Source organism: Streptomyces sp. NPDC007917 (assembly GCF_042959105.1).
In the GTDB taxonomy this organism is placed as follows: domain Bacteria; phylum Actinomycetota; class Actinomycetes; order Streptomycetales; family Streptomycetaceae; genus Streptomyces.
This window is the reverse complement of sequence record NZ_JBIBKK010000002.1, coordinates 165,312-190,454: the sequence shown is the minus strand read 5'-3', so window position 1 is coordinate 190,454 and position 25,143 is coordinate 165,312. Positions and strand designations below refer to the sequence as shown.

Genomic DNA, 25,143 nt, shown 5'->3' with positions numbered 1-25,143 from the left:
CGAGCCTGGGAGGCCGGACCTTGGGAGACCTGGAATGGTGGCGGAACGCGGTGATCTACCAGCTGTACGTACGCTCATTCGCGGACTCCGACGGCGACGGCGTGGGCGACATTCCCGGCATCGTGTCTCGTCTGGACTACCTTTCCTGGCTCGGAGTGGACGCCATCTGGTGCACCCCGGTGACCGCTTCTTCCAACCATGACCACGGCTATGACGTGACGCACTACCGGGCCATCGAGCCGTCGCTCGGCACCATGGAGGACTTCGACCAGCTCATCGCCGAGGCCGGGAGCCGGGGCATCCGGGTGCTGCTCGACCTGGTGCCCAACCACACGAGCATCGAGCACCCGTGGTTCACCTCGCCGCGCACCAGGCGCTCCTACTACGTCTGGGCCGACCGCCCCAACAACTGGGTCAGTTCACTCCATATGCCCGCGTGGTCGTACGACGAGACCGAAGGCTCCTACTACCTGCACAGCTATCTGCCGCAGCAGCCCGATCTGAACTGGTGGAACGAGGAGGTGCGGGCCGAGTTCGATGACATTCTCGCCTTCTGGTTCGACAAGGGCGTCGCGGGTTTCCGGATAGACGCCTGCTATGTGATGGTGAAGGACCGCCGGCTGCGCGACAATCCCGTCGCGCGCAAGGGCGACCACATGTGGGACCTCAACCGAGGCCAGCGGCCGGTCCACAGCGCCCATCAGCCCGAAGTCCACGACGTCTTACGGCGCTGGCGCTCCATAGCCGAGCGATATGACCCACCGCGGCTGCTGATGGGAGCCACATGGGTGCCCGAACCGGCCGACCTGGTCGCCTACTACGGCAAGGGCGACGAGCTTCAGCTGCCCCAGTACTTCCAGCTTCTCTTCTCGGACTTCGACGCCGACGCCCTGCGCGTCTGCGTGGAGACCTGGCTGGAGACACTGGGCCCGGGCGACACCCCCGTATGGCTCGCCTCGAACCATGACCTGTCCCGTTTTCCCACCAGGTGGTGTGACGGCGACGACCGCAGGACCCGCCTCGCCCTGGCGATGCTGCTGACCCTCCCGGGCGCCTGTGTGCTGTTCCAGGGCGATGAGATCGGGATGGAGGACACCGTCGTCCCGGCCGGACGGCTGCGCGATCCGGCGCCCTGGCCGCGTGACGCCAGCCGTACGCCCATGCCCTGGGAGCGGGGCCGCCGGGGCGGCTTCACCACCGGGGAGCCCTGGCTGCCGCTCGGCGACACGGAGCGCAACGTCGCCGATCAGAGGGCGGACCCCGCCTCGCTGCTGAACGAGACCCGCAGGCTCATAGCGCTCAAGAAGCGGCTCACCGGACCGTACAGGCCACTGCCCGCGGAAGACGGCCACTGGCGCTATCAACGCGGCGACGTCGCCGTGGACCTGGACTTCGCCGGAGCGGCGGTGTGTATCGATGGCTGAGATCACCCCCGTGGAGGTGCCACTTCCACGAGACACACCCTCCACCCGGGACGAGGTGGTCGCGGCGGCGCTGGACGCCCTCGGCGGCCGTACCGTCTGGCACATCAACACCACCGCGGTCGGCGGCGGCGTCGCCGAGCTGCTGCGCTCCGCGATGTCCCGGCACGCACGGGCGGGGATGCGCGCCCGCTGGTTGGTCATGAACGGGGAGCAGGAATTCTTCGGCATCACCAAGCAGCTGCATCACCTCTTCCACGGCAGCCCCGGCCATGGACGGCCGCTGGGCGAGGACGAGTTCGCGGTGTACGAGCGCACGACCCGCGAGGCCGCGGCCGAGGCGCTGACCTGCATGGCCCCCGGTGACCTGGTGCTGCTGCACGATCCACAGACTCTCGGGATGGCGCCGGCGCTGCGGCAGGCGGGCATGCGGGTGGCCTGGCGGAGCCATATCGGCACCTCTTTCCCGGGCCCCGAGGTGGCCGCCGCCTGGACGTTCCTGGAACCCTTCCTGCGGGCCCCGCTGCGCTGCGTCTTCTCCCTTCCGGACTACGTTCCACCCGGCCTCGACCGTGCGCGGGTGTCGATCATCGCACCGGCCATTGACGGCGTGTCGGACAAGTGCCGGCCCATGGGGGAGGGGGAGGTGCGGGGCGTGCTGGCGGCTATCGGGCTGCTCGGCTCGCCCGGCGCCGAGCCCGTGGGGGAAGCGGCCGAGACCTCGGTGGCGTCCTACGCGGCCCGCCGCGTCACGGTGTGGCAGGACGAGCCGCTGCCGCCCGGCGCTTCGACCGTACTGCAACTGGCGCGGTGGGACCCGCTGAAGGACATGGCGGGCACCCTGGCCTCCTTCGTACGCCACATCGAGCCGGCCACCGGCGCGCACCTGGTCCTGGCCGGTCCCGACCCGGCCGATGTCGCCGACGACCCGGAGAACCTGGCCGTGTTCGGCGCGGTCCTGCGGGAACGCGCGACGCTCCCGACCGACGTACGCCGACGCGTTCACCTCGTCGGCCTGGGGCTCGCCGACGACACCGCCGAACTGCGGGCCAACGCCCTGATCGTCAACGCCTTGCAGCGGCATGCGACGGTCATCGTCCAGAAGAGTCTGGAAGAGGGGTTCGGGCTGGCGGTGGCCGAGGCCATGTGGAAGGGACGCCCGCTGGTGGCGAGCGCCGTCGGAGGCATCCGTGCCCAGGTGACCCACGGTGCGACCGGCCTTCTGGTCGACGACCCCACCGATCTCGCGGCCTTCGGCCGGCAGGTCGGGCGGCTGCTGCGCGACGAAGCGCTCCGCGACAGGCTGGGGCGGGCCGCGCATGACCACTGCGCGCTGCGCTCCCTGGCGGAACGCGAGTTCCGCGACCACGCGTCGCTCTATCTCGACCTGTGCCGCGCCGCCACGGCGGTGGGGCGGTGACCGCGCCCGGTGCCACTCCCTGGCTGACCCCGCGCCAGGAACCGGATGTCATCATCGTCGGGGCGGGCACGTTCGGCTCGGTTCTCGCCTGGCAGCTCGGCCAGGGTGGGGGCGGGGTGTCCACGCTGCTGCTGGAGTCCGGCCGGCTGGCGCGGACCGAGCATGTGCAGAACGCCCCGCCGGCGGAGGAGACCGTGCCTCCACCGTGCCTGTTCGAACCGGTGACCGCCCACGGTGCCGAGTCCGCGCCCGCCGGGAGAGGCCGATGGCGGGTGCCGTGGCGTTCCGACCTCCCGTACCACGGCCTTGCGTACGGGGTCGGCGGCCGGTCCTTGTTCTGGGGCGCCTACTGTGTGTGGCCGGTGCTCGACCAGGAGGGCATCCGGGACCGCTGGCCGGCCGGCGTGATGGCCGAACTCACCGACCGGTACCTGCCCGCCGCGGCGAAGCTGCTGGGCCTCTCACGCGCCGCACCGCACTTCGACGGTGAGCTCAACCGCCGACTGCGGGGGCGGTTGCTCGGCGCGCTGCTGGGGAACCGTCTGCCGGGACTGCTCCCTCCGAGCGAACTGTCCGATCCGCCTCACACCCATGAAGCCGCCGGCAGCGGCCGCACATTCGGCCGTGCGGCACGGCTGAACATGCCGTTGGCGATCGACGCCATGGAGGGCGAGCGCGAGGGCGAGGGCGAAGGCGAGGGAGCGCTGCGGCTGGTGCGGTTCAGCTCCGCGCCGCTGCTGACCGAACGGCTCGGCGACGGCACCGGCGACCTGGAACTGCTCACCGACTGCCATGTCACCGGCCTCCAGGCCGACGGTGACAGGATCACGGCGATCGACACAAGCCGCGGAAGGCTGCGCGTGCCCGACCGCGCCGTGGTCGTCCTCGCGGTGGGCACCATCGAGAACGCCCGGCTTGTGCTCGGCGCGGGCGGCCTGGCGCACCCCGCGGGCCAGGCGCACACCCTGACCACCCATCTGCGCTCCAACCTGACGGTGCGCGTTCCCTTCCCCTTCGACTCCCACCGGGAACCCGCGCGGGCGTGGGGCGCCGCCGCGTTGCACACGCGCGGCGCGTGCCGGCATCCGTCGGGTCCCGACACGCGCTTCCACCACCAGATCACCGCCTATGGAGTCGGGTCGTTGCCCGAGGAGGCCGCCCGGCGGCTCTACACTGAAACGCCCAGACACGACGTGGAGGCGCTGGATCGGATGCTCCGTGTCCCGCCTCGGCATCTCGTCGTCACCCTCGCCGGCGTGGCGGAGATGGCAGGGGACGGAACCGGCGAAGTGAGCCTGCTGGACGAGCGGGATCACCACGGCTCCCGCCTCGCGTATGTTCGGCTGTCGCCCGGTCCGGCGGATCTGCGGACCTGGGACGCCATGGACCGTTCGGCCGAGGCCGTCGTGCGGACCCTGGTCGGTGACGGCCCCGTGGAGGTGTTGCGCTCGGGACGGTTCGTGCCCGTCGCCGACGGCCGGCCGGCCGCCCTGCCGGCGCCGGAGGAGCGGCGGGAACCCCTCGGCTGCGGCCACCACGAGATGGGCACCCTTCGTATGGGCGACGACCCCTGTGACGCGCACACCGACGCCGACGGACGGATACACGCCACACGGAACCTGTACGTCGCCGGACCGGCCGTCTTCCCCGCCCTCGACTCGGCCGGCCCGGTGCTGCCAGGGGTCGCGCTGACGCTCCGCCTCGCCGATCACCTGCGGCACACCATCCCCGCCGGCCACCGGCCGGGAAACGGAGCGGTCCGGTGCGTGAGGTAGCCGGCCGTGTGCCCGCGCCGCTGCGGCGGGCGCGGACGGCCGTGTCCGCGATCTTCTTCGTCCATGGTGCGATCTTCGCCTCCTGGGCCGCCCGGGTACCCGCCGTGCAGGACGGACTCGGACTGTCCGCGGGGGTGCTGGGCCTGGTGCTGGCAGGCCCGGGGCTCGGCGCGCTGATCGGCAGCCAGGCGGGCGGGCTGCTGGTGCGGCGCCTCGGCAGCCGTACGGTCAGCGCGCTGGCGCCCGTGGTGCTGTGTCTGCCGCTCGGCCTCGTCCCGACGGTGCACTCGGCGTGGTCGCTGATGGGCGTGCTGCTGCTGCTCGGCGCCGCCGACGGGTGCACTTCCGTGGCGATGAACGCACAGGCGGTCTTCGTCCAGGGGCAGTACGGACGCGCCGTGCTCAACTCCATGCACGCCATCCGCAGCATCGGCGCCGTCGCGGGCGGCCTGGCCGGAGTCGCCACGGCGTCCCTCGGCATGACGCTGACGGCGCAGTTCGTGTCCGTGGCCGTCCTGCTCGCCGTCGTCTCGGCGGTGGCGGCCTGCGGGCTCCAGCCGGACGGGGAACAGGCGCGGCAGCCCGCGTGCCCAGGGCCGGGCGACCAGGCCACGGCGGTGGAGGAGACGGAGACGGCGGAGGGCTCCGCCGGGCCCGGGGAGCCCGGGGCCCGGACCGTGTCCGGCCGTCTGCCGGACGCGGACGGACGGGCCCCGGCCGGCGGGAGGCCGAACAGGCGGCTGACCGTGGCGCTGCTGGCGCTGATGACCTTCCTCGCCGCCCTGGTGGAGGACGCCCCCGCGTCGTGGAGCGGGGTGTATCTGCGGCATGTGGGGGCGGACGCCGCGATGGCCGCGGCCGGGTACGCGGCCTTCTCGGCGGGCTCGGTGGTGACCCGGCTGTTCAACGACTGGCTGGTCGATCGCCTCGGGTGGGTCCGTCTGATCCGGATCGGCACCCTGTGCTGCGCGGCCGTGCTGACCATCGCCCTGCTCCTCGGACGGCCCGGCATCACGCTGGCGGCGCTCGTCGTCGCCGGTGCCGGGATCAGCGCGGTCTTCCCCGGCGCGTTCACCGCCGCGGGCGCGCTCCCCGACTCGGCACGGGTGATGGGCCACGTCGGCTTCGCCGGAAACCTCGGCTGGCTGCTGGTCTCCCCGATCATCGGCGGTCTGTCGACCGTCGTCGGACTGCCGACCGCCCTCGGCCTGCTGGCGGTCGCGGCGGTGATCATCGCCGGGCTGGCCCCGGTCACCTGCTCGGTGGCGCCCGCGCGTACCCAGGAGCGGCAGGCCGTCCCATGAGCGGCAGACCGTCCCATGAGCGGTCGGCCAGGCCGGCCATGAAGGAGGCCCGTACTCGTGGCGTCAACCACATCGACCACCCAGGTCCTGTTGACCGGCCCCGGCCGGGTCGACATCAGACACAGGCGGCTCGAGCCGGTACGCACCGGCCAGGCTCTGATCCGGGTCACCCAGTGCGGTCTGTGCGCATCCGAGGCCGATCAGTGGCTGGGCAGATCAGATCACTATCCCGTCGAGATAGGTCATGAAGTCGCCGGTGTGGTCGAGGAGATCGCGCCGGACGACGAGGGAGGGCCGCTCACCGTCGGCGATCACGTCGCGGCCTGGGTACCCGGCGGCGGATTCACCGAACTCATGGTCATCGAGACGCGTCACGCCGTACCCGCCCGCCCCGGCAACGTCTTCCCGGCCGTGACCGAGCCGCTGTCGTGCTGCGTCAACGCCGTCGAACTCGCCGCTCCGCGGGTGGGGGCCGATGTGGTGATCATCGGAACAGGCTTCATGGCCCTGCTCATCCAACGTCTGTCCGTCCTGAAGGGCGCCCGATCGGTCATCGTGGCGGGCCGCCGACCCGCCGCCCTGGCCCGCTGTGCCGAGCAGGGCGCGACACGCGTGGTGGACCTGCGCACCGAATCGCTCGCCACGGTCGTCGCGGCCTCCACCGGGCACGGGGGCGCGGACGTGACGTACGAGGCCACCGGCGCCCAGGACGCCCTCACCCTCGCCGGCCAGGTCACCCGCACCAGCGGCACGATCGCGATCGTCGGCTACCACCAGGGGGAGCCCCGGACGGTCGACCTCGCGAGCTGGAACGAGCATGCGTTCCGGATCGCCAACGCACACTTTCGCGATCCGACCACGATCCTGGCGGGCATGCGTACCGCGATGGCGCTGGTCGACTCGGGCCAACTGGACCCCTCCGACCTCCTGACACACCGCTACCCGCTCCATGAGACGCCCGCCGCGTTCCGGGACGCGGTCCGCAGGCCGGATGGGTTCATCAAGGCGGTCATCGAACCCGCCGCGCCGGCCGCGTGGTGATCGGGCGTCACGGCCGGCGCGCGGTCGCGCGCGACCCCGGGGCGGGCAGGTCGTTTTCGAACCAGACGGTTCTTCCCGCGGAGGTGTCGGAGCAGCCCCATCGCGTGGTCAGCCTCTGGAGGAGGGTGATGGCGCAGGGGGAGGCCTGGCCGCCGGGGGTGTGCGGGAGCATGGGCGTGATCTGCTGGTCGCCGGTGACTTCGCACAGGAGCGTGTCGGTGTGGACCAGGCGCAGGCCGACCGGGTGCGTGGTGTGGCGGATGGCGTTGGTGAGCAGTTCGCCGGCGAGGAGTTGGGTGGTGTCACACAAGGGGTGAAGACCCCAAGCCGTGAGGGTGTCGCGCACCCGTCGCCGGGCGACGCTCACCTGCTCGGGCCGCGGCGGAAAGTGCCAGGTGGCCACCTTGTCGTCGGGGATGCTGTGGAGGCGGGCCATGAGGACGGCGATGTCGTCGTGGTCGCCGTTGGGGTGCTGTTGCCGGAGAAGGGATTCGCATGCCTCCTCCAGCGAGGGATGGGCCGCGGTGAGGCCACAGCGCACCGCGAGGAGCCCTTCCTCGATGTCGTGCCCGCGTGCCTCCACCAGGCCGTCGGTGTAGAGGACGAGAAGACTTCCGGAGTCGATGGACACGTCCAGCATGTCGAAGGCGGTGCTTCCCACGCCGATCGGAGCCCCGACGGGAATCTCGAGAAGTTCGTCGGTGCCGTCGGGGCGCAGGAGGACGGGCGGCAGGTGGCCGGCGCTGGCGAAGACGGCTCGGCGCGCGAGGGGGTCGTAGATGCCGTACAGACAGGTGGTCAGGGGGACGTGGCCGAGGTGCTGCGCCAACTGGTCGAGCTGGGCCAACAGCTGGGCGGGGGGAAGGTCCATGGTGGCGAGGGTCCTGACCGCGGTGCGCAGCTGGCCCATCGCCACGGCGGCGTGCAGCCCGTGGCCCGCCACATCGCCGATGACGAGGCCGACCCGGTGGCGGGGCAGCGGGATGACGTCCAGCCAGTCGCCGCCCACCTGGGTGGTGCGGCTGCAGGGGTGGTACCGGTAGGCGATCTCCACGCTCGGCAGGCGGGGCGGCCGCGTGGGCAGGAGGCTGCGCTGCAGCACGGCGGATGTCCTGGCCTCATGGCTGTAGAGGCGGGCGTTGTCCAAGGACAGGGCCGCCTGCTCCGCCATCTCCTGGCAGGCGGCCAGATCCACCGGGCCGAAGGCGAGCCGCTCCGGTTTCCGTCCGAACACCAAGAAGCCGAGGACCAGGCCGCGCACGGTCAGCGGCACCAGCATGACGGAGGAGCCGGAGAGCACCGACCGGGCGGCCGGGCTGTCGAGCTCCTGCGGCAGCTGCCGCAGGATGTCCTGGTCGACCCGGGGGATGAGGACGGGTTCGACAAGTGCGAGAAACCGGGTCATGGCCGTGTCGGCCCGATAGATGAAGGTCCGCTCCGCGTGGAGTTCTCCGGCGCCGGGGTCGTCGGTGTGCGCGCTCGCCACACGGTGCATCACCACAGAGCCCGGCGGCTGCTGCGGCACGGTGGCGTCGTCCTGGGCGGTGACGTGATCGTGCAGGTGGACGGAGGCGAAGTCGGCGAACCGCGGGACGGCCGAGGTGACCAGGGCGCGGGCCGCGTGGCCGAGGTCCAGGGTGGCGCCGATACGGCTGATCGCCTCCCGGAGGAACGTCATTCTGGCCGCATCCGCTTCCGCTCGCGCACCGACCGTGTCCGGCCGGTCCGGGCCGACGCGGTGCGGAGCGCATGGTGATGCCTCAGGCAGCAACGAGGCCCCCTTGACGTAGTGCCGGGCGCCGGTCGGGCCCGTGTGACGACGAGGGAACGGCGGCCGGCCGCAGGTCCGGCAACTGGTCCGGATCTTCCCGCAAGACCGTATCGCCTGAATCGGCATGATGTGGTCACCCACAGGGGTGATCCGCTCCCAGCGGATGATCAGGGCAATTCGCGCAAGTCCTGTGTCGAAGCTCGTTCAGCGAGGGCGAGGGCGTGTTCCACCGCGGCGGGGATGTCGTGAATGGGGAACAGCGCGTGCCGTACGGCGCGGTCGGGCCCGATGACGAGGATCAGCCGCTTGACGCGCAGGTTCTGTCCCGCGCGGAAGGTCGGCAGGCGCAGCGCGGCGGTGAGCTGGAGCTGGGCGTCCGACAACAGGGGGAAGGGCAGGTCCTCGGCGTGGGCGAAGGCGGCCTGCTCCCGGGGTGACTGGGTGCTGACCCCGCGGACGGCGATGCCGGCCGCCCGGAAGTCGGGCCAGGCGGCGCGGAACTGGCGGTTCTCGAGCGTGCAGCCCGCGCTGCCGGGGACCGGCGGCCCGGTGGGGTCGGCGGGGACGCCGGGGGTGCCGGTGGCGGGGTAGGCGAACAGGACGGTCGTCCGGGCGGTGACGGGGTCATGGTCACGGCCGTCGGTTCCGGGCAGGCGCAGGCCGGCCGGGACGGGCTCGCCGACCAGGGCTGCGACCCGGCGGGCCTCGGCGCCGTCGTCGGGGGAGTGGCCGGTGAGGGTGCCGTCGCCGAGCAGCCAGCGGTCGGCCCAGTCCTGGAGCGAGACCAGGACGGGCACCAGCCCGCGGCCCTGTTCGGTCAGCACGTACTCATGGCGGGGCGGGCGGTCCTGGTAGCGGCGCCGTTCGAGGACGCCGTGGTCGGTCAGGGTGCGCAGCCGTTCGGCGAGGACCTTGCGGGAGAGGCCGAGCTCGTCGGCGAGCCGGTCGAAGCGGAGGTGTCCGCGGGCGATCTCCCGGAGGATGAGCAGGCTCCACCAGTCGCCCACCACTGCCGCGGCCTGCGCGATGCCGCAGGCGTCGTCGGCCACACGCCGTGGACCCATATCGCCCTCCTCAAAACACGGTTGACAGGCTGTCCCGCCCCCATAGTAGGTTCCCATAGGAAACTCAGTGCGTACAGAAAGGGAACCCACTCGTGTCCCAGCAGACCTGGACCGCCGTCGACGACTACTTCAACAGCCTGCTCGTCGAGGAGGACGCCGCCCTCCTCGCGGCCGTCACCGCGAGCGGAGCGTCCGGTCTGCCGCCGCACCAGGTCGCACCGAACCAGGGCAAACTGCTGCATCTGCTCGCCAGGACGCAGGGCGCCCGCACGATCCTGGAGATCGGCACCCTCGGCGGCTACAGCACCATCTGGCTCGCCCGGGCCCTGCCCGAGGGCGGGCGTCTGGTCACCCTGGAGGCCGACGAGCAGTACGCGGCCGTCGCCGCCGCCAACTTCGCGCGCGCCGACCTGGACCACGTCATCGACCTGCGCGTCGGCCGGGCACTTGACACCCTGCCCCGGCTGGCGGACGAGGGCGCGGGCCCGTTCGACCTGGTCTTCATCGACGCCGACAAGCCGTCCAACCCCGACTACCTGGAGTGGGCGCTGCGGCTCACCCGGCCCGGCAGCGTCATCGTCGGCGACAACGTCGTCCGCGAGGGCGCGGTCACCGACCCGGCCAGCACCGACCCCCGCGTCCACGGCGTGCGCCGCTTCACCGAGCTCATCGCCGCCCACCCCCGGCTGGCCGCCACCACCGTGCAGACCGTCGGCGCCAAGGGCTACGACGGCTTCACCCTCGCCCTCGTCACCGACTGACGAAGGGAGACGACATCCATGGCCCGCGTTGTCGAGCTGTCGTACTACCCCGTCAAAGGGTGCGCCGCCACGTCGGCCGACGAGGCGCTGGTGACGCCCGCCGGCCTCGCCCACGACCGGAGCTTCATGGTCGTCAGTCCACAGGGCGTCTTCCGCACCCAGCGCCGCGACCCCCGGCTCGCCCTGATCCACCCCGCCATCAGCCCCGACGGCCGCCACCTCACCCTCGACGCCGTCGGCGCCGAGCCGCTGAACCTGCGTGTCGACACCGCCGGCCCCGCACGCCCGGTCGACCTCTTCGGCACCGCCTACCGTGGCATCGACCAGGGCGACGTCGCGGCCGAATGGCTCTCCGAATCCCTCGGCACACCCAGCCGCCTGGTCCGGGTGCCGCCCGACCACCACCGGGTGACCGACGGCCGCACACCGGGCACCTCCGGCTACGCCGACAGCTGCGCCCTGCACGTCATCTCGCGCGCCACCCTCGAACTGCTCGACCGGAAACTGGCCGAACGCGGCGCGCCACCCGTCCCCGCCAACCGCTTCCGCCCCAACATCGTGGTCGACGGCTGGGACGAGCCGCACACCGAGGACCAGGCCCACCGCCTCACGATCGGTGAGGCCGAACTCGGCTACGCCAAGCTCGCCATCCGCTGCGCCGTCACCATGGTCCAACAGGAGTCCGGGAGGAAGGACGGCCCGGAGCCGCTGCGTACCCTGGCCGGCTACCGGCGGGCGGCCCAGGGCGGGGTCGCCTTCGGCGTGAAGCACGCGGTCCTCCGGGCCGGCAAGGTGTCCGTCGGAGACGAGGTGACCGTCACCGCATGGGGCGAGGCCGAACTGTAGCCGGGTGACGGCGGGGAAGCCCTCGCCGACCAGTCTGCCGACGATTGCGCGCCCTTCCCGGGGACCCAGTGCTCGCCCAAGCGCTGGCCGCGCAGGGAATCACTTCCGAGGACGCCGACGATGCGGCGGACGAGGTGGCCCGGGCGCTGAGGACGCTGCTGCGGGACACACAGCTGGATCGCTCGGTTCTCCGGCAGACCGTGGCACGCGCCGTCGTCGCGAGTGCCTGGCAGGCCGAGTTCGACGACCTGCTGGCGACCCTGGACATATCGGAGCGTGCCGAAGCGGCGGAGCAACTGCGGCTGGTGGTGGAACTGATCAGCGATGATGCGTCCGCGGAGGGCGGGCAGGAGTGGGAGACCGAGCCGTAGTCGCCCAGCCAGGCACCGGCCGGACACGGCACAGGCGCGGTCAAACGTCGGCGCAGCTGGTCGCCGCAGCACCGCCGGACCCGCCTGCCCGGGCAACTGTTACAGCGTCAGGTCCCAGACGCGTACGACGCCGTCGCGGCCGGCGGTCAGGGCGACCGGGCGATCGCGCATCGTGGTGACCGCCACGGCCTCGACGCTCGCATCGTGGCCGGTCAGCGACGGCCCGATCGGTCGGCCGCCGGCCAGGTCCCAGATCCGCACGGTCCCGTCCTCGCCGCCGGTCACCGCGATCGCCCGGTCGCCGACCATGGCGATGTCCAAGGCGTTGATCCTGCCCTCATGACCGGTGGCCGGTTCGTGGACCGGCTCGTCGTCTTCGTTCCCGAACAGGTCGAACACGTACAGCTGTCCGGAGTCCGTGCCCGCCACGACGACGGGACGGCTGTCGAGCTGGGAAAAACCGACAGCGTAAGCTTCCTGCCCGTCGTCCACATAGAACGACGCGACCTGCTCGCCATTCGCGACATCCCATACCGTCACCCCCTCTTCCTCGCCCCCGGCGACCAGCGAGCGGCCGTCGATCCGTGCGGTGGCGAGCCCCCAGACGCAGCCGGCCTCCAGCTCCGTCGGCGGCTCCCCGCCGGGCCCCCACACCCGGACTCCGTCCCAGTGGACCCCACTACTCGCCACGAACAGCGGTGGCCCCTCGTTCTTCACCGTGGCGATGGACGAGACATAGGGCGTGTTGTAGGCCGTCCCGGGCAGCAACTCGCCGCTGTGCAGGTCCCAGATGGCCGCTCCCTGCTCATCACCGCCGGCGGCCAGCACCACGCGCCCGTCAAAGGTGGCCACGGCAACCGAGTCGATGTCGTTCTCGGCAGCCGGGTACTCGGCGAAAGCGTACGCCAAGGGCCGCTCCAGCCATTCGTCCCGCAGCGGAGCCCACGTCCACAACTTGTAGAAGCCGGTGCACACCACCAGCGGCTCCCCGTCCACATCGACCACGGCAAGGTCGTCGATCCGGCCGCCGGGCGCCACGCTGCTCAGAACCAAACGTGTGTCAGACATCCGGGCAGGATAATCGGTCGCGCGTAGCGGTTCGGCGGGCGCGGTGGTTGGCGACGTTGACGCGGTTGCCGCACAGGCCGGGCATGCAGTAGCGGCGGCTGCCGGGGCGGGTGGTGTCGATGAACACCCCCCGGCAGGTGGGCGCGGTGCACGGGCGGAATCGCTGTTCGCCGAGGGTGTGGACGGCCCCGAGGATGCCGATGCCGCAGATCAGCGAGAGGGCGTCGGCGATGGTCGCCCCGTCGCGGAGCGGGGCGGCCCAGCGTGTGCGGTTCCTGCCCGCGGGGTCGGGGATCAGGGTGGCGCCCCGGGCGGGCGAGGTGAGGGCGGTGGCGCCGGCGATGAGGTGGTCGCGGTCGGGGTGGTCGATCAGGCCGCGCACGGTCGTCCTCAGCGCGTGGACCGCGTCGAGGTCGGCCGTACGTGCGCGGCGGGCGAGTTCGGACAGCGCGCCGGGTACGCCGTCGTGCGGGGACTGGCCGCCGTGCAGATCGGTGAACGCGACGAGGGCGGCGAGGTCGGGCAGGTGGTCGTCGCCGCGCCAGACCTCGGCGGTGGTGTTGACCAGCTCGGTCGCGACTCCCGCGGCCCACACGTAATCGTCCAACGCGACTTGCATCCTCTGCGGACCTCCCCTACGTTCGGCTAAAAGCCAGTTTAGCCCTTACAGCTCGTCCGGGAGGCCTCGCCCATGCCAGAGCCGGCGATTGACGCCGTCGTGTTCGACGTGCTCGGCACGCTCGTCGACGAACCCACCGGACTCCGCGCCGGCATCCGGGCACTCGACCCGTCGCTCGACGACGCCGGGACCGAGCGGCTTCTGTCGCTGTGGCGGCAGCACATCGACCGCGAGCAGCGCCGTATCCTCGAAGGCGACCGGCCCTACCTCGCCAGTGACCTCCTCGACCGGGAGGCCGCCCACCTCGTCGCCGACGCCGCCGGTATCGACGACCCGACCGCCATCGCGGCCCTGGCCGAGTCGGGTCGCCGGCTCCCGCCGTGGCCGGACACGGTGGCGGGGCTCGCCCGGCTCGCCGAACGGTTCCCGCTGATCGGACTCTCCAACGCGAGCCGGACGGCGCTGCTGGGGCTCAACGCCCACGCCGGACTGCGCTGGCACCAGGCCCTGTCCGCCGAAGACGCCCGCACCTACAAACCGGACCCGGCGGTCTACCAACTGGCTGTCACCGTCTCCGGTCGACCGCCGGAGCGGCTGCTGATGGTCGCCGCCCACGCCTGGGACCTGCGCGGAGCGCAGGGCCTGGGCCTGCGCACCGCCTACGTCGCCCGCCCCGTCGGCGACCCGCCCACCTCCTCGGACCGGTTCGACCTGTACGCCGACGACCTGGCCGACCTGGCCGGCCAACTCGACGAGGCCTGAGGGCCGCCGCTCCGTCCGCTGCCCGAACCGCCGCGGAACGGGCGGCAGCGGGCCGGTGCTCAGGCCGTGTGGCCCTCGATCGCCACGGGCAGGTGGCGGGGGCCGCGCAGCACGGCGTTGGCGCGGTAGGGCGGCGGGTCCTCGAGCAGCCGGAAGTTCGTGACCCGGCGGAACAGTTCGGGCAGGGCGAGCCGCGCCTCTATGCGGGCGAGCGGGGCGCCGAAGCAGTAGTGGATGCCGGTGTAGAAGCCGAGGTGCTCGTTGTCCTTGCGGTCGGGTATGAACCGGTCGGGGTCATCGAAGCGTTTGGGGTCCCGGTTGGCCGCGGCCAGCATGAGCCAGACCGGGGAGCCCTTGGGGATGGTGGTGTCGGCGACGTCGATGTCGGCCAGGGCGGTGGTCCACGGGACGAACTGGACCGGGGGCTCGTAGCGCAGTGCCTCCTCGATGAGGGGGGTGGCCAGGTCAGGGTCGTTCTGCAGCCGCCGGAGGACGTCGGGGTGGCGCAGCAGGGTGAGTGTCGTGTTGGTGATCAGGTTGACGGTGGTCTCGTGGCCGGCGACCAGGAGCAGCACCGCCGTGGCCACCAGGTCCGCCGGGGCCATGCCGCGGCCGGGGCCGGTTTCGGGGGCGAGGGCGCTGAGGATTCCGGGGCGGGGGCGGTGGCGCGAGGCGTCGATCAGGTCGGACAGATAGGCGCCCAGCTCCTGGCGTGCCTCGTCCGCCCGCTCCTGGCCGCTTTGGCCGCCGTCGTCGCCGGGGTGGGGGTCGACTCCCGACGCCAGGGCGTCGGCCCAGCCGTGGAAGCGCGGTTCGTCCTCGCGCGGCACGCCGAGGACCTTGCAGATGGCCGTGACGGGAAGGGGGTAGGCGAAGTCGTCGACGATGTCGACCTGGTCCTTGCCCTCGAAGGCGTCGAGCAGTTCGGTGACGACCTCGGCCAGGTCAGCGCGCAGGTCGTGGAGGAACGTGGGGCTGTGCGGGGGGCCGAACGGGCGGTTCGCCGTGTCGCGCAGCCGGTCGTGTTCGGGCGGGTCGGTGAAGATGAAGCTCGGTGGCAGGCCCGTGTCCTGGCGCGACTCCCCGAAGCGGGCGTGGCCGGGTGCGCGGTTGCGTGTGTCGTTGCTCAGCCGCGGATCGTTGGCCAGGCTCTTCACCTCGTAGTAGGTGCTGACCAGACAGGTGCCGTCGTCCTCCCGGAGGACCGGCTGTTTGCGCAGTTCCGCGAAGAGCGGGTAGGGATCGGCCCGGTTGGCGTAGTCGTTGATGCGCGCGGACATGCTGCCGAGCGTCATGGTGTCTCCTAGGGGCTCCGGGCGGCCCAGGGCCGGTGGTCGTCAGGCCCGCGACGGGACGAACTGGACACGACGCTCGCTCGGTGAGTGGCCCGTCAGCGTGACGGTGGGCTGGTGGGTGGGGAGATGGGGGTCGGGCAACGCGGGATCGACCGGCTGCAGCGTCTCGGTGCGGCGGTCGACCACGCGGTACTCCGGCGGGAACGGCGCGTTGGCCTCGATCTGCTCCCGGTAGAACCCCAGCCACTTTCCCCTGTTGAAGGAGGCCGCGGCGATGACGCGGCCGCGGTACCCGTACACCGCGACGAACAGCTTCTCGGCGAGTGTCCCCTGGGTGACGACCAGTTGGTCGCCCATGGTGGGGACACCCACGGACTTGACGTTGACGCCGAACTGGGCGGACCAGAACGTCGGCAGCCACAGGTGCGGGCTGCGGTCGGGCGCGGCGCAGATCATGTTGTGGGCGGCGATCTCGGCCTGCTCGACCGCGTTGCCCCAGTGTTCCAGCGCCAGGAACTGGTAGTCGAACAGCGGGTGGGGGGTGCGTGCCACATCACCGGCGGCGTAGACGTCATCGGTGACGATGCCGTTGACGTCGAACACCCGGCAACCGGCGTCGCAGGCGATCCCCCGGGGACCGGCGGCCAGCCCGGAGCCGGCGAGCCATTCGGTGTTCCGGATGGCACCGAGCGCGGTCACCGCCACGTCCACGTCGATCGCCGATCCGTCGGACAGGTGGGCGCGTCTGAGCCGTCCCGCCTGGTCGCCCTCCAGCGCGGTCACGCTGGTGCCACAGCGCAGATCCACCCCGTGGTCGCGCTGCAGCCGGGCCGCCACATCACCGACGACCCCGCCGAGCGCGCCCACCAGCGGCGCCGGGCCGCGTTCGGCGACCGTGACCTCCAGACCCCGCTCCCGGCAGGCGGAGGCCACCTCGGACCCCGTGAAACCGGCGCCGATCACCAGCACCCGGGACGGGCCGGCGACCAGCTTCCGGTACAGCCGGGTGGCGTCCTGGCGGGTACGCAGCACGAACACCCCGTCGAGCGCCGCCTGTTCCGGGTGGAACCAGGGCCGGGCCCGGGTGCCGGTGGTGATCAGCAGACGGTCGTAGGCAACGGTGTCGCCGCCGGCCAGGCGTACCCGCTTGGTGGACCGGTCCAGGCTCTCGGCGGCCACTCCCAGCCGCCACTCGGCGTCGATCTCGCGCCGCCGCGGCAGCGCGGTGTCCTCGGCGCGCGCCCGCCCCAGCAGCACCTGCTTGGACAGCGGCGGCCGATCGTACGGCTCGTACGGCTCATCGCCGATCATGGTCAGGGATCCGGTGAACCCCATGTCGCGCAGGGTCTCCGCCGCGCGCAGACCGGCCAGCGAGGCACCGACGATGACGATGCGGCCCCTTTGCCGAAGGACCTCGACGTCACTCTCAGCCGACACGGGGCTCCACCCCCTTCGTCGGCTCGTCCGAGTAGTCGACGAGGATGGCCTGGACCGGACACGCCGCCGCGGCCTGTTCCACCTGCTCACGCTGCGTCTCGTCGAACCGGGGGGAGAAGATCAGCGCCTCTTCGCCGTGCAGGGTGAACACGTCCGGGGCGAGAAACACACACTGCGCGAATCCCTGGCACCGATTGAGGTCGACGACAAGTCTCATCTGGAACCCGCTCCCTGCTCGGGCCACGCCCGCCCCAGGCTCCGCGGCCCCTGCGCTCGGTCCACACGGTCGGTCGGCATGCCTCCCCACCAGCATCGTCCCCTTGGGACTTGATCGCAAAGCGGGAGTGGCCCCGACGTCGCCGGAGTCCGCCGGGCCGCGCGCGGACGCGGACGGGGCCGCCCGGCGGGACGGGAGACGTCCGCCGGGCGGCTCCGGTTCAGGCGCAGTCGGCGGGGGTCGCCCGCGACGCGTCGTCGATCAGCGCCTCGTGGGCCGACTTGAGCCGTCGTACATCGGGCTTGATGACCTCACGGTCGTATGTGAGCAGCCCGTTGAGCTCGCCCTCGACGTCCGTGATCTGGGTGTACACCGCGCCGTTGCCGCCCCGGCAGGCCAGGGCGTGCACCTCGGCGAGCTTGGTGAGGTAGTCGTCGGTGTAGGTGGCCGGGTCGACGTCGACGTAGGACTGCTGGACCGACCAGGCGTGTCCCGGTACGGCCAGGCCGAGGCCGCCGTACTCGCCGCTGACCAGGGCGCGTCTGCCGTCCGGGTGCGGGGGCAGCGCGGGGCTCGGGTAGCCGTGCTCGTCCATGATGTCGCCGGTGCCGCCGTCCGCACCGAGGTTGAGGCCCGACATGCTGTTGACCAGCCGGGTCGGGTCCCAGGCCTTGGCCTGGTCGGCGATGCGGGCCATGTCGTACTGGCCCCAGCCCTCGTTGAAGGTGACCCACATGACGACCGACGGGCTGCTGATGTGCTGGTCGATCATCTGCTTCAGCTCGCGCTCGTACTCGGCGCGGGACTCCGCGTCCGGGTTCACCCCCGCGGTCATCGCGGGCATGTCCTGCCAGACGAGCAGGCCCAGCCGGTCCGCCCAGTAGAACCAGCGGTCCGGTTCGACCTTGATGTGTTTGCGTACCGCGTTGAAGCCCATGGCCTTGTGCATCCGCAGGTCGTAGGCCAGGGCCTGGTCGCTCGGCGCGGTGTGCAGACCGTCCGGCCAGAAGCCCTGGTCGAGGGTGGCCATCATGAACACCGGTGTGCCGTTGAGGACGGTGCGCGGGGTGCTGTTGACGTTCTCGACCGCGATGGAGCGCATACCGAAGTAGCTGCCGACGCGGTCGGAGCCGACCCTCACCTTCAGGTCGTACAGGAACGGATCGCCGGGCGACCACAGGCGCGGATTGTGGATCTTCAGGGTGAGCGGGGTGCCGCTGCGCCCGGTGGCGGTGGCCACGGGCCGCTTGCCCTCGTACGCCGTCGCCGTGACCGGAAGGCCGTCCCGTACGCCCCGCGGCTCGACCGTCAGGGTGCCCGCGCTCACATCCGGCGTGAGCTTCAGCGACTCGACGTGGTCGGCCGCGACCGGCTCCAGCCACACCGTCTGCCAGATGCCCGAGGAGGGTGTGTACCAGATGCCACTGGGGTCGAGGCGCTGCTTGCCGAGGGGTGGGTTCTCGCCGCTCGCGGCGTCGGTCGGGTCGTAGACGCCGACGATCAGCTCCTGGGTGCGGCCCGGCCCCAGAGCGTCGGTGATGTCGGCGCCGAACTTGTCGTAGCCGCCCTGGTGATCGGCGACCTTGGCGCCGTTGACATAGACCTGCGTCCGCCAGTCGACCGCGCCGAAGTTCAGCCGCAGCCGCTTGCCCGAGCCGATCTTCCAGTCCGCCGGGACGGTGAAGGTGCGCCGGTACCACATGCGGTCCTCGTGCCGCTCGATGCCCGACAGCTGGGACTCCACGGGGTACGGGACGAGGATCTTCTCGGCGAGGTCCCTGCCCACTGGCGGCTGCTCGCCCGCCTTGGCGGCGGCGAACTGCCAGGTGCCGTTGAGGTTCTGCCAGTCGCCACGGGTCAGCTGCGGTCTCGGGTACTCGCGGTGGGCGTTGGCCGGGGTGACGTCGTCGGCCCACCGGGTGCGCAGTTCATACGTCGAGTGGTTGGCCCCGCTGCTCCAGAAGGATCTGACAACGTTGCCGTCCGTGCCGGTCAGGCCGCCCGTTCCGTCGTAGCGGACATCGGCGGTGCCGCGTGCGGTGCCGGTCCTGTTGCCGACGACGGGCTCCTTCAGCGCGACCAACAGCGACGTGGGGTCGGCCCCATTCAGCCGGGCCTCGCCGAGCGGCCAGGTGGCACCGCCGACCACAGCGGTCAGGTGGTCGGCGAGTTCGGCCGGGGGCGCCTGGAGCGGCTGGGCGAAGTCGAGCCGGAGCGTCCGGCCGTCCCCCAGGACCGTGGTGGCGATGGCGCCGTTGTAGTCGTAGCCCTCGGGCAGCAGGAAGGCGGACTGCGGAATGGCCGTCTTCGTGCCGCCGGGCGGGGTCCAGCGCACGTGAAGGTTGGAGCCGCCGTAGTGCTCGAAGTACTCGACCTTGATGTCGTAGGCCGTGCCCGCGGTCAACTCGACCGGCTCGCTGGTCTGTTCGCGGTCCCAGTCGTCCACCCAGTGGTCGATGACGAGCGTGCCGCCGACCCAGAGGCGGAAGCCGTTGTCCCCGGTGATCGAGAAGGTGGTGGGCCCGGTCTTCTCCGGTACGATCCGGCCGGTCCAGCGGACGCTGACGTCGTCCGACCGGCCGGTGGCGGACCTCAGCCGCGACTCCAGGGAGTCGAAGTCGAGCCGCGGATCGAATCCGGTGGCCTTGAGTTCGTGGAAGTCGAAGGCGCCGGGGGCGGACTGGGTGTAGTACTCGCCCTTGAGGCCGTGGACCTCGGGGGGATCGTCCGCGGCCGTCGCGGCGGGCATGGCGGACAGTCCCGCGACCCCCAGCACCGCCGCGACGAGCAGGGCGACACGGCTTCTCAGTGGTCCGAATGATATACGCGGTCTGAACCAAATACGCGGTCTGAACGGACTGAACGATCTGATGCGCACGAATCCTCCTTGACTGAGGAAGGGTGGCGGCTCGGTGCTTCAGTCTGTACAACGTTGTCAGCAGAGGCAGTTGGCATGAGAGCACGGCTCCCGGCCTCAAGTCCAGACCAAGGCACTCGTGCCTCGCGTGCCAGGCAGGCGGAATCGATGACGGGGGAAACGCGGTGGGGCGGGAGCCGGACGTCAACAGGATGGGATTCGGAAGACCGCCCTATCGCCGCTCGGCGAGCGGGGTGGTGGCCCTGCTGTGTTTCGTCATGGCCCTCTGCCTCTGGGCCTCTTCGGTCCATGGCGCGGTGTACGCCGGGGGCTTGGCGGGAGAACCCGGCACGCTGACCGTCGGGCGATGCTGGACCGAACACGGCACGGGCCGCGACCACAGCGTGACGAGGATGTGCGGCGGAACCTTCCGCTCCGACGACGGCCGCACCGTCGACCCGGACGCGAGCCTCGAGTCCGACGGCCGCAGGGGCGACCGGATACAGGTGCGGCGGGACGGTGGCGACTATCTGCCCGCCGGCGCCGGGGAGGTGTGGCTGTCGGCCGGGGTGTTCTTCGTCGGCTGCGTCGCGGCGGGGCTCGGCTTGTCGGCCTGGGCCGTCAACCGGCGGTTCAGGGCCGGAGACGAGCTATTCGCTGTGAAGCGGCCGGTGCGCGGCACGCCGACGGGGCGGGTCGCGCTGTCGCTGGTCCTGGGCGGCGCCGTGCTTGCGGTGGTCTGCTTCGCCCTGGCGGTGTGAGGTGAGCGCGGTGCTCAGCCGTGGTGCAGCCGCCATGTGGTGAGGGCGACCCTGGCCCGGGTCAGCCCGGTGGGTCCGGTGAGTTCGATGGCCAGGGTTCTGGCGATCTGGTCGACTCGGCGGGCGACGCTGCTGTGGTGCAGATGGAGGAGGTCGGCGGCCCGGCGCAGCGAGCCGGTGGCGCAGTAGGCGTCCAGCACCGCCATGTCCTCCGGGGTGCCGGCGATGCGGGCGATGGCGGCCACATCGGCGTTGTCGCGTGAGGCGTCCGGGGGTATCTCGGCCAGGAGCGCCAGCGCGCCCAGGTCGGTGTGGCGGACGACGGGTTCCCGCGGGGTGGTGAAGCGGAGGGCGGTGCGGGCCTGCCGCCAGGATCGGTCGGGGCTTCCGGCGGCGCCGATGCCCGCGCGTACGTCCGCCGGAAAGCGGGCCGTGTCCACGGTGGTGGCCAGGATGACGCCCACCTCGGCGAGTGGCGCCGCCTTCACCGGGCGGGCCGGGCAGATCAGGCCGCCGATCCGGTCGAGCGGGAGCCGGGCGTGTACGGCGACGACGTGGACCGGCAGATCGGCGGCGAAGCCCAGCAGCCGCAGCGCCCGCGCCCTGGCCGCCTCGTCGCTGTCGGCGCTGATCGCCAGTTCGACCAGGGCGGGGTCGGCCATGGTGGTGCGGGCCGGGCCGTACCGCTCGACGGCCGCCGCGGCCGCGATGGCGAGCCGGTCGAGGAGGACTTCGTCGAGGGGGCCCGGCGGGCCGGGGCGTTCCAGCCACACCGTGCCGATCTCCTCGTCGTCGAGGGTGATCGGCACCGTGGTGGAGGCGGGCGGCTGCGGGGCCGGCGCCTGTGTGCCATGGGGCGAGACGCGGATCGTCCGCCCCGTGCCGTGGAGTCGTATTCCGGCCACGCACTCGGCCAGGCCCGCCGAGGCGCGGGCGAGCGCCGGGAGATCCACCCGGCGGCGCATCAGGGTGTCGTAGAACGCAACGATGCGGATCGCGCCATCGACGTACGGATCGAGTCCCGAGAGCCGTACGGCCAGTGCCTCCATGGCAGAAGGATAGAAGGACGGGAACACGGACAGGAGCGCCGGTCGGTGCGCGATCGGGGCGGGATGCGCGACGGATGGCGGATGACCCCTCGGGGGACGGCCGTGAGGATGGTCGTCATGGATCCCGAACTCGAAGCATTCATTCCGCTGTTCCCCCGGACCGATCTGACCGAGCCGTCCACCGCGCGGACGAGCCTGGCCGGATTGGCCGCCGCCATCCCGGCACCGGACACCGCGGACATGGAGATCGAGGACCGTACGGTGGCCGCCGATCCGGACGTGGCGGTACGGATCTACCGGCCGCATCAGGAGCACCAGGCGCAGGGCGCCATCGTCTGGCTGCACGGCGGCGGATTCGTCATGGGGAGCCTGGACACCGAGCACCCGTGGGCCGCCCGGATCGCCTCCGGCTCCGGCGCGGTGGTGATCTCGGTGGCCTACCGGCTGGCCCCCGAACATCGCTTCCCCGCAGCCCTGGACGACGCCTACGCCGTGCTGAACTGGACGGCCGAGCACGCGGGCCAACTCGGTGTCGACCCGGCGCGGATCGCGGTCGGAGGGCACAGCGCCGGTGGCGGGATCGCGGCCGCGCTGGCGCTGCGGGCGCGTGACGAGCGGGGGCCCGCGATCTGCTTCCAGTTGCTCAACCAGCCGGGGCTCGACGACCGGCAGGAGACGTGGTCGGCGCGGAACTTCACGGACACGCCCTGGTTCACTCGCGACAAGGCCACCACCGCGTGGCGGCAGTATCTGGGCTCCCAGGCCGCGACACCGTACGCCGCCCCCGCGCGGGCCGCCGATCTGTCCGGTCTGCCACCGGCCTATATCGCCACCGCGGAGCTGTGTCCCAACCGCGACGAGGACATCGCGTACGCGCTGCGCCTGCTGCAGGCGGGCGTGTCGGTCGAACTGCACCAGTGGCCCGGCACCTTCCACGGATCGCAGGCGATCCTGTCCGCCGAGGTCTCCCAGCGGCAGAACGCCGAGCTCGGCGCCGCCCTGCGCCGCGCGCTGAACGGGGCTGTGAACGGCGCCCTGAACGGGTCCTGAACGGGGAAAGTCCCCGACGCACTCATGGAGCATGAAAGGACTGATGTCTTGATAACCGAACCCAACGAGGCATACGACGTGGCGGCCGACGGCGCGGGCTCGTCGACCGATCTCGATCCCGCGGCGCTTCAGTCCGCCCTGGACGGTGTCCATCGGGCGGGGATGCCGGGGGTGTTCGCCGAGGTGCGCGACGGCGGCCGGACATGGCGCGGCGCTTCCGGGGTCGCCGATGTCGAAACCGGCCGTCCCGTCAGCCCCGAGATGCGCCATCGCGTCGGCAGCATCACCAAGACCTTCACCGCCGCCGCCATCATGCAGCAGGTCGAGCAGGATCGGATCGAACTCGACGCGCCGATCGGCGGTTATCTGCCGCGGCTGGTACCGGGAGAGCGCGGCAGCGCGATCACGGTGCGGATGCTGCTCAACCACACCAGCGGCATCTGTGATTACATCCCCTCCGCGTTTTCGTCCGTCCGTGGTGTCCCCTCTCTGTCGGACATCTCGCCCGAGAAGGTGGACGACAACCGGTTCCGGCAGTTCGACCCGGCCGAGCTGATCGAGATGGGGCTCGCGGCGCCGCCCGTCTGCGAGCCCGGAGGCCCTAAAGGGGTGTACTCCAACACCAATTACGTGCTCCTGGGCCAACTCCTTGAGCAGGTGACCGGCACCCCGGCCGAGAAGTACGTCACCGAGAATGTGATCGAGCGCGCCGGGCTCCGGCACACCGAGTTTCCGACCGGCACGCATATCGAGAGCCCGCACCCACGGATATACGAGGCCCTGTACGGCCTGATCGACCCGCCGCGCGACTACAGCGTCTACAACATGTCCTGGGTGTGGCTGACGGCCTCTTTGATATCGACCATGGAGGATCTCAACCGTTTCTTCGGCAAGCTGCTCGACGGCGAGATCGTCGGCCAGTCGTCGCTGGCGCAGATGCAGCGCACGGGCCCGGTCGTCGCCCTGGACGGGTCGACGGTCGACTACGGCTTCGGTCTGCACAAGGTCGGCACGCCGGACGGCGCCACCTTCTGGGGCAACACCGGCACGGTGTGGGGAGCCGGAACGATGTCCATGACCCGGGCCGACGGTAAGCGCCAGATGTCCGTCGCGATCAACCTCATGAGGTGGAACAAGCCGGACTCCTCGGGCAAGCCGCAGCCCCACCCCATCGACGACGCGCTGTCGACGCTGTACCGGCAGGCGATGTGCGGTACCGCAGACGCCCGGCCCAGGAGGGCCGCGTAGCGCGGCGCCCGGGAGCCCTCGGCTCGTGACCGGCCCGGTCCCGGCGGAGGTCAGTGGTGCGGGGCCTGGGCCACGGGAGGTGGCGTCCTGCTCATGTACCAGCCGTCGCAGCGGGGCCCGACGAGGTCCGACGGCCAGCCCGCGGTCTCCACTGCGGCGTCGTAGACGGCATCGCCGAACGTGACGATGGCCTGGTGCGGGTCGGCTGTCTCCCTGAGCACGGCCCACGGCAGCAGAACCAGACCGGCGTCAGGATGCCAGGCCGCGCCGTCGACCCCCCAGGACCGGCCCTCGAGGCCGTCCGGCTGGGGCCAGATGTAGGCGTACATACCCACATCCGGCGCCTCGGGATTCCCGAAGGAGAACCCCACCGCCAGATACTCCTCGACCTGGGCGTTCCGCAGGAACGCCGGGCCGTGGGGCGGCGGCGTGGCGGGCCGTGCGCGGTGCCGCGTGGCGGAGAGGTCGAAGCCGCCCCACATCACACCGACCCGGGGGCGGTGCCCCTGGAAGGGCGCCTGCCACGCCTCGAGCCCGCCGGCGACGAGGTTCAGCGCGGTCCAGATCAGCCGAGCGGTGTGGGGATCCCAGTGACGTTCGACGCGATCATCTCCGAAGGCCGCGGCGGCACCGGGAATCTCGCAGATCAAGGAAGACCCGGGGCTGCGGATGCCGAGTTGGCCCACCGCGTTGCAGAACGACGCGTGGAACGCGGCCAGCGATTCGTCGAACAGCGGCACGGTCCGTGAGCCCGAGTCCGCCTCGATGACCACGTCACCGTCGAGCAGGCGGTAATGCACGGTGAAGGTCACATCCCGCCTCCGCAGCGTCGGTGTCCTGAGCCCGCGGGGCGTGACCTCGAGAACGATGTTTCCCCAGCCGACCTCGAACGGCTCGTCGAGCGTGTACTTGCCCGCGACCTGCACCAATCGGTTCACGAAGGCGACCATGGGAGCCAGTTCCCCGTAGACCAGCCTTGGCCACACCTTGATGGATGTGCTCACGA

At 71.6% G+C, this 25,143-nt stretch carries 22 protein-coding genes; 12 read left to right on the top strand and 10 right to left on the bottom strand.

Annotated features, from left to right (window positions below):
* The first annotated feature begins 20 nt into the window (after nt 1-20).
* Genes ACFZDL_RS03900 through ACFZDL_RS03880 form a run of 5 tightly spaced genes read left to right on the top strand, consistent with a single transcriptional unit; the run spans nt 21 to nt 6,961 of the window.
* Nucleotides 21-1,424 carry an alpha-amylase family glycosyl hydrolase gene (locus ACFZDL_RS03900; protein WP_353591223.1) on the top strand — a complete coding sequence of 468 codons (1,404 nt, stop codon included), beginning with the start codon at nt 21-23 and terminating at the stop codon, nt 1,422-1,424.
* Nucleotides 1,417-2,841 carry a glycosyltransferase gene (locus tag ACFZDL_RS03895; RefSeq protein ID WP_353591222.1) on the top strand — a complete coding sequence of 475 codons (1,425 nt, stop codon included), beginning with the start codon at nt 1,417-1,419 and terminating at the stop codon, nt 2,839-2,841. Before ACFZDL_RS03900 ends, ACFZDL_RS03895 begins: the two co-directional genes overlap by 8 nt.
* Complete coding sequence (locus tag ACFZDL_RS03890) at nt 2,838-4,616, top strand: GMC oxidoreductase (protein WP_353591221.1); 1,779 nt, start codon at nt 2,838-2,840, stop codon at nt 4,614-4,616. The genes ACFZDL_RS03895 and ACFZDL_RS03890 overlap by 4 nt, the downstream gene beginning before the upstream one ends.
* Entirely contained in the window at nt 4,604-5,920 is a 1,317-nt protein-coding gene (locus tag ACFZDL_RS03885) for an MFS transporter (RefSeq protein WP_353591220.1), read from the top strand. The genes ACFZDL_RS03890 and ACFZDL_RS03885 overlap by 13 nt, the downstream gene beginning before the upstream one ends.
* A gap of 57 nt (nt 5,921-5,977) precedes the next feature.
* A complete protein-coding gene (locus ACFZDL_RS03880; protein ID WP_353591219.1) occupies nt 5,978-6,961 on the top strand; it encodes a zinc-binding dehydrogenase in 984 nt (327 codons plus the stop codon).
* Between the two features lie 7 nt (nt 6,962-6,968).
* Here ACFZDL_RS03880 and ACFZDL_RS03875 read toward each other — a convergent pair whose 3' ends face one another.
* The gene (locus ACFZDL_RS03875) at nt 6,969-8,639 is read right to left on the bottom strand and encodes a SpoIIE family protein phosphatase (protein WP_353591218.1); all 1,671 of its coding nucleotides are present in this window, start codon (nt 8,637-8,639) and stop codon (nt 6,969-6,971) included.
* A gap of 260 nt (nt 8,640-8,899) precedes the next feature.
* Nucleotides 8,900-9,796 carry a winged helix-turn-helix transcriptional regulator gene (locus ACFZDL_RS03870; protein ID WP_353591217.1) on the bottom strand — a complete coding sequence of 299 codons (897 nt, stop codon included), beginning with the start codon at nt 9,794-9,796 and terminating at the stop codon, nt 8,900-8,902.
* A gap of 92 nt (nt 9,797-9,888) precedes the next feature.
* Between ACFZDL_RS03870 and ACFZDL_RS03865 the strand changes: the two genes are divergently transcribed.
* From ACFZDL_RS03865 to ACFZDL_RS03855, 3 genes are all read left to right on the top strand, one after another.
* On the top strand, nt 9,889-10,557 hold the full coding sequence (locus tag ACFZDL_RS03865) for an O-methyltransferase (protein WP_353591216.1): 669 nt from the start codon (nt 9,889-9,891) through the stop codon (nt 10,555-10,557).
* A gap of 18 nt (nt 10,558-10,575) precedes the next feature.
* Nucleotides 10,576-11,403: an MOSC N-terminal beta barrel domain-containing protein gene (locus tag ACFZDL_RS03860; protein WP_353591215.1), complete on the top strand. Its 828-nt coding sequence runs from the start codon at nt 10,576-10,578 to the stop codon at nt 11,401-11,403.
* 68 nt (nt 11,404-11,471) lie between these two features.
* Nucleotides 11,472-11,774 carry a hypothetical protein gene (locus ACFZDL_RS03855; protein WP_353591214.1) on the top strand — a complete coding sequence of 101 codons (303 nt, stop codon included), beginning with the start codon at nt 11,472-11,474 and terminating at the stop codon, nt 11,772-11,774.
* 99 nt (nt 11,775-11,873) lie between these two features.
* Here the strand turns inward: ACFZDL_RS03855 and ACFZDL_RS03850 are convergent, their stop codons facing one another.
* Together ACFZDL_RS03850 and ACFZDL_RS03845 are read right to left on the bottom strand one after the other, a co-directional pair.
* A complete protein-coding gene (locus tag ACFZDL_RS03850; RefSeq protein WP_353591213.1) occupies nt 11,874-12,842 on the bottom strand; it encodes a hypothetical protein in 969 nt (322 codons plus the stop codon).
* Nucleotides 12,835-13,449: a CGNR zinc finger domain-containing protein gene (locus ACFZDL_RS03845; RefSeq protein ID WP_353591212.1), complete on the bottom strand. Its 615-nt coding sequence runs from the start codon at nt 13,447-13,449 to the stop codon at nt 12,835-12,837. The genes ACFZDL_RS03850 and ACFZDL_RS03845 overlap by 8 nt, the downstream gene beginning before the upstream one ends.
* A gap of 84 nt (nt 13,450-13,533) precedes the next feature.
* Here ACFZDL_RS03845 and ACFZDL_RS03840 point away from each other — a divergent pair, with 84 nt between their 5' ends.
* A complete protein-coding gene (locus ACFZDL_RS03840; protein ID WP_353591211.1) occupies nt 13,534-14,223 on the top strand; it encodes a haloacid dehalogenase type II in 690 nt (229 codons plus the stop codon).
* Nucleotides 14,224-14,282: 59 nt separating this feature from the next.
* On the opposite strand, the gene ACFZDL_RS03835 is transcribed toward ACFZDL_RS03840, so the two are convergent.
* The 4 genes from ACFZDL_RS03835 to ACFZDL_RS03820 form a co-directional block, all read right to left on the bottom strand.
* On the bottom strand, nt 14,283-15,518 hold the full coding sequence (locus ACFZDL_RS03835; protein ID WP_353591210.1) for a cytochrome P450: 1,236 nt from the start codon (nt 15,516-15,518) through the stop codon (nt 14,283-14,285).
* Between the two features lie 42 nt (nt 15,519-15,560).
* Complete coding sequence (locus ACFZDL_RS03830) at nt 15,561-16,955, bottom strand: FAD-dependent oxidoreductase (protein WP_353591209.1); 1,395 nt, start codon at nt 16,953-16,955, stop codon at nt 15,561-15,563.
* Nucleotides 16,945-17,172, bottom strand: a complete 228-nt coding sequence (locus ACFZDL_RS03825; protein WP_353591208.1) for a ferredoxin — start codon at nt 17,170-17,172, stop codon at nt 16,945-16,947. The genes ACFZDL_RS03830 and ACFZDL_RS03825 overlap by 11 nt, the downstream gene beginning before the upstream one ends.
* Before the next feature lie 220 nt (nt 17,173-17,392).
* Nucleotides 17,393-19,921 carry a PA14 domain-containing protein gene (locus ACFZDL_RS03820; protein ID WP_353591207.1) on the bottom strand — a complete coding sequence of 843 codons (2,529 nt, stop codon included), beginning with the start codon at nt 19,919-19,921 and terminating at the stop codon, nt 17,393-17,395.
* A 440-nt stretch (nt 19,922-20,361) separates the two neighbouring features.
* Here ACFZDL_RS03820 and ACFZDL_RS03815 point away from each other — a divergent pair, with 440 nt between their 5' ends.
* Nucleotides 20,362-20,790 (top strand): hypothetical protein, encoded by a 429-nt coding sequence (locus tag ACFZDL_RS03815; RefSeq protein WP_353591206.1) that lies wholly within the window; start codon nt 20,362-20,364, stop codon nt 20,788-20,790.
* Between the two features lie 14 nt (nt 20,791-20,804).
* On the opposite strand, the gene ACFZDL_RS03810 is transcribed toward ACFZDL_RS03815, so the two are convergent.
* Nucleotides 20,805-21,839 (bottom strand): helix-turn-helix domain-containing protein, encoded by a 1,035-nt coding sequence (locus ACFZDL_RS03810; RefSeq protein WP_353591205.1) that lies wholly within the window; start codon nt 21,837-21,839, stop codon nt 20,805-20,807.
* A 117-nt stretch (nt 21,840-21,956) separates the two neighbouring features.
* Here ACFZDL_RS03810 and ACFZDL_RS03805 point away from each other — a divergent pair, with 117 nt between their 5' ends.
* Complete coding sequence (locus ACFZDL_RS03805; protein ID WP_353591204.1) at nt 21,957-22,889, top strand: alpha/beta hydrolase; 933 nt, start codon at nt 21,957-21,959, stop codon at nt 22,887-22,889.
* A gap of 51 nt (nt 22,890-22,940) precedes the next feature.
* The gene (locus ACFZDL_RS03800) at nt 22,941-24,137 is read left to right on the top strand and encodes a serine hydrolase domain-containing protein (RefSeq protein ID WP_353591374.1); all 1,197 of its coding nucleotides are present in this window, start codon (nt 22,941-22,943) and stop codon (nt 24,135-24,137) included.
* Between the two features lie 50 nt (nt 24,138-24,187).
* Here ACFZDL_RS03800 and ACFZDL_RS03795 read toward each other — a convergent pair whose 3' ends face one another.
* Nucleotides 24,188-25,141, bottom strand: a complete 954-nt coding sequence (locus ACFZDL_RS03795; protein WP_353591203.1) for a DUF5996 family protein — start codon at nt 25,139-25,141, stop codon at nt 24,188-24,190.
* Nucleotides 25,142-25,143 lie beyond the last annotated feature (2 nt).

Coding starts and splice junctions, on each gene's coding strand:
- ACFZDL_RS03895 (WP_353591222.1), top strand. CDS start 1,417: ATGGCTGAGATCACCCCCGTGGAGGTGCCACTTCCACGAGACACACCC.
- ACFZDL_RS03875 (WP_353591218.1), bottom strand. CDS start 8,639: ATGACGTTCCTCCGGGAGGCGATCAGCCGTATCGGCGCCACCCTGGAC.
- ACFZDL_RS03870 (WP_353591217.1), bottom strand. CDS start 9,796: ATGGGTCCACGGCGTGTGGCCGACGACGCCTGCGGCATCGCGCAGGCC.
- ACFZDL_RS03860 (WP_353591215.1), top strand. CDS start 10,576: ATGGCCCGCGTTGTCGAGCTGTCGTACTACCCCGTCAAAGGGTGCGCC.
- ACFZDL_RS03850 (WP_353591213.1), bottom strand. CDS start 12,842: ATGTCTGACACACGTTTGGTTCTGAGCAGCGTGGCGCCCGGCGGCCGG.
- ACFZDL_RS03840 (WP_353591211.1), top strand. CDS start 13,534: ATGCCAGAGCCGGCGATTGACGCCGTCGTGTTCGACGTGCTCGGCACG.
- ACFZDL_RS03835 (WP_353591210.1), bottom strand. CDS start 15,518: ATGACGCTCGGCAGCATGTCCGCGCGCATCAACGACTACGCCAACCGG.
- ACFZDL_RS03825 (WP_353591208.1), bottom strand. CDS start 17,172: ATGAGACTTGTCGTCGACCTCAATCGGTGCCAGGGATTCGCGCAGTGT.
- ACFZDL_RS03820 (WP_353591207.1), bottom strand. CDS start 19,921: ATGCCCGCCGCGACGGCCGCGGACGATCCCCCCGAGGTCCACGGCCTC.
- ACFZDL_RS03810 (WP_353591205.1), bottom strand. CDS start 21,839: ATGGAGGCACTGGCCGTACGGCTCTCGGGACTCGATCCGTACGTCGAT.
- ACFZDL_RS03805 (WP_353591204.1), top strand. CDS start 21,957: ATGGATCCCGAACTCGAAGCATTCATTCCGCTGTTCCCCCGGACCGAT.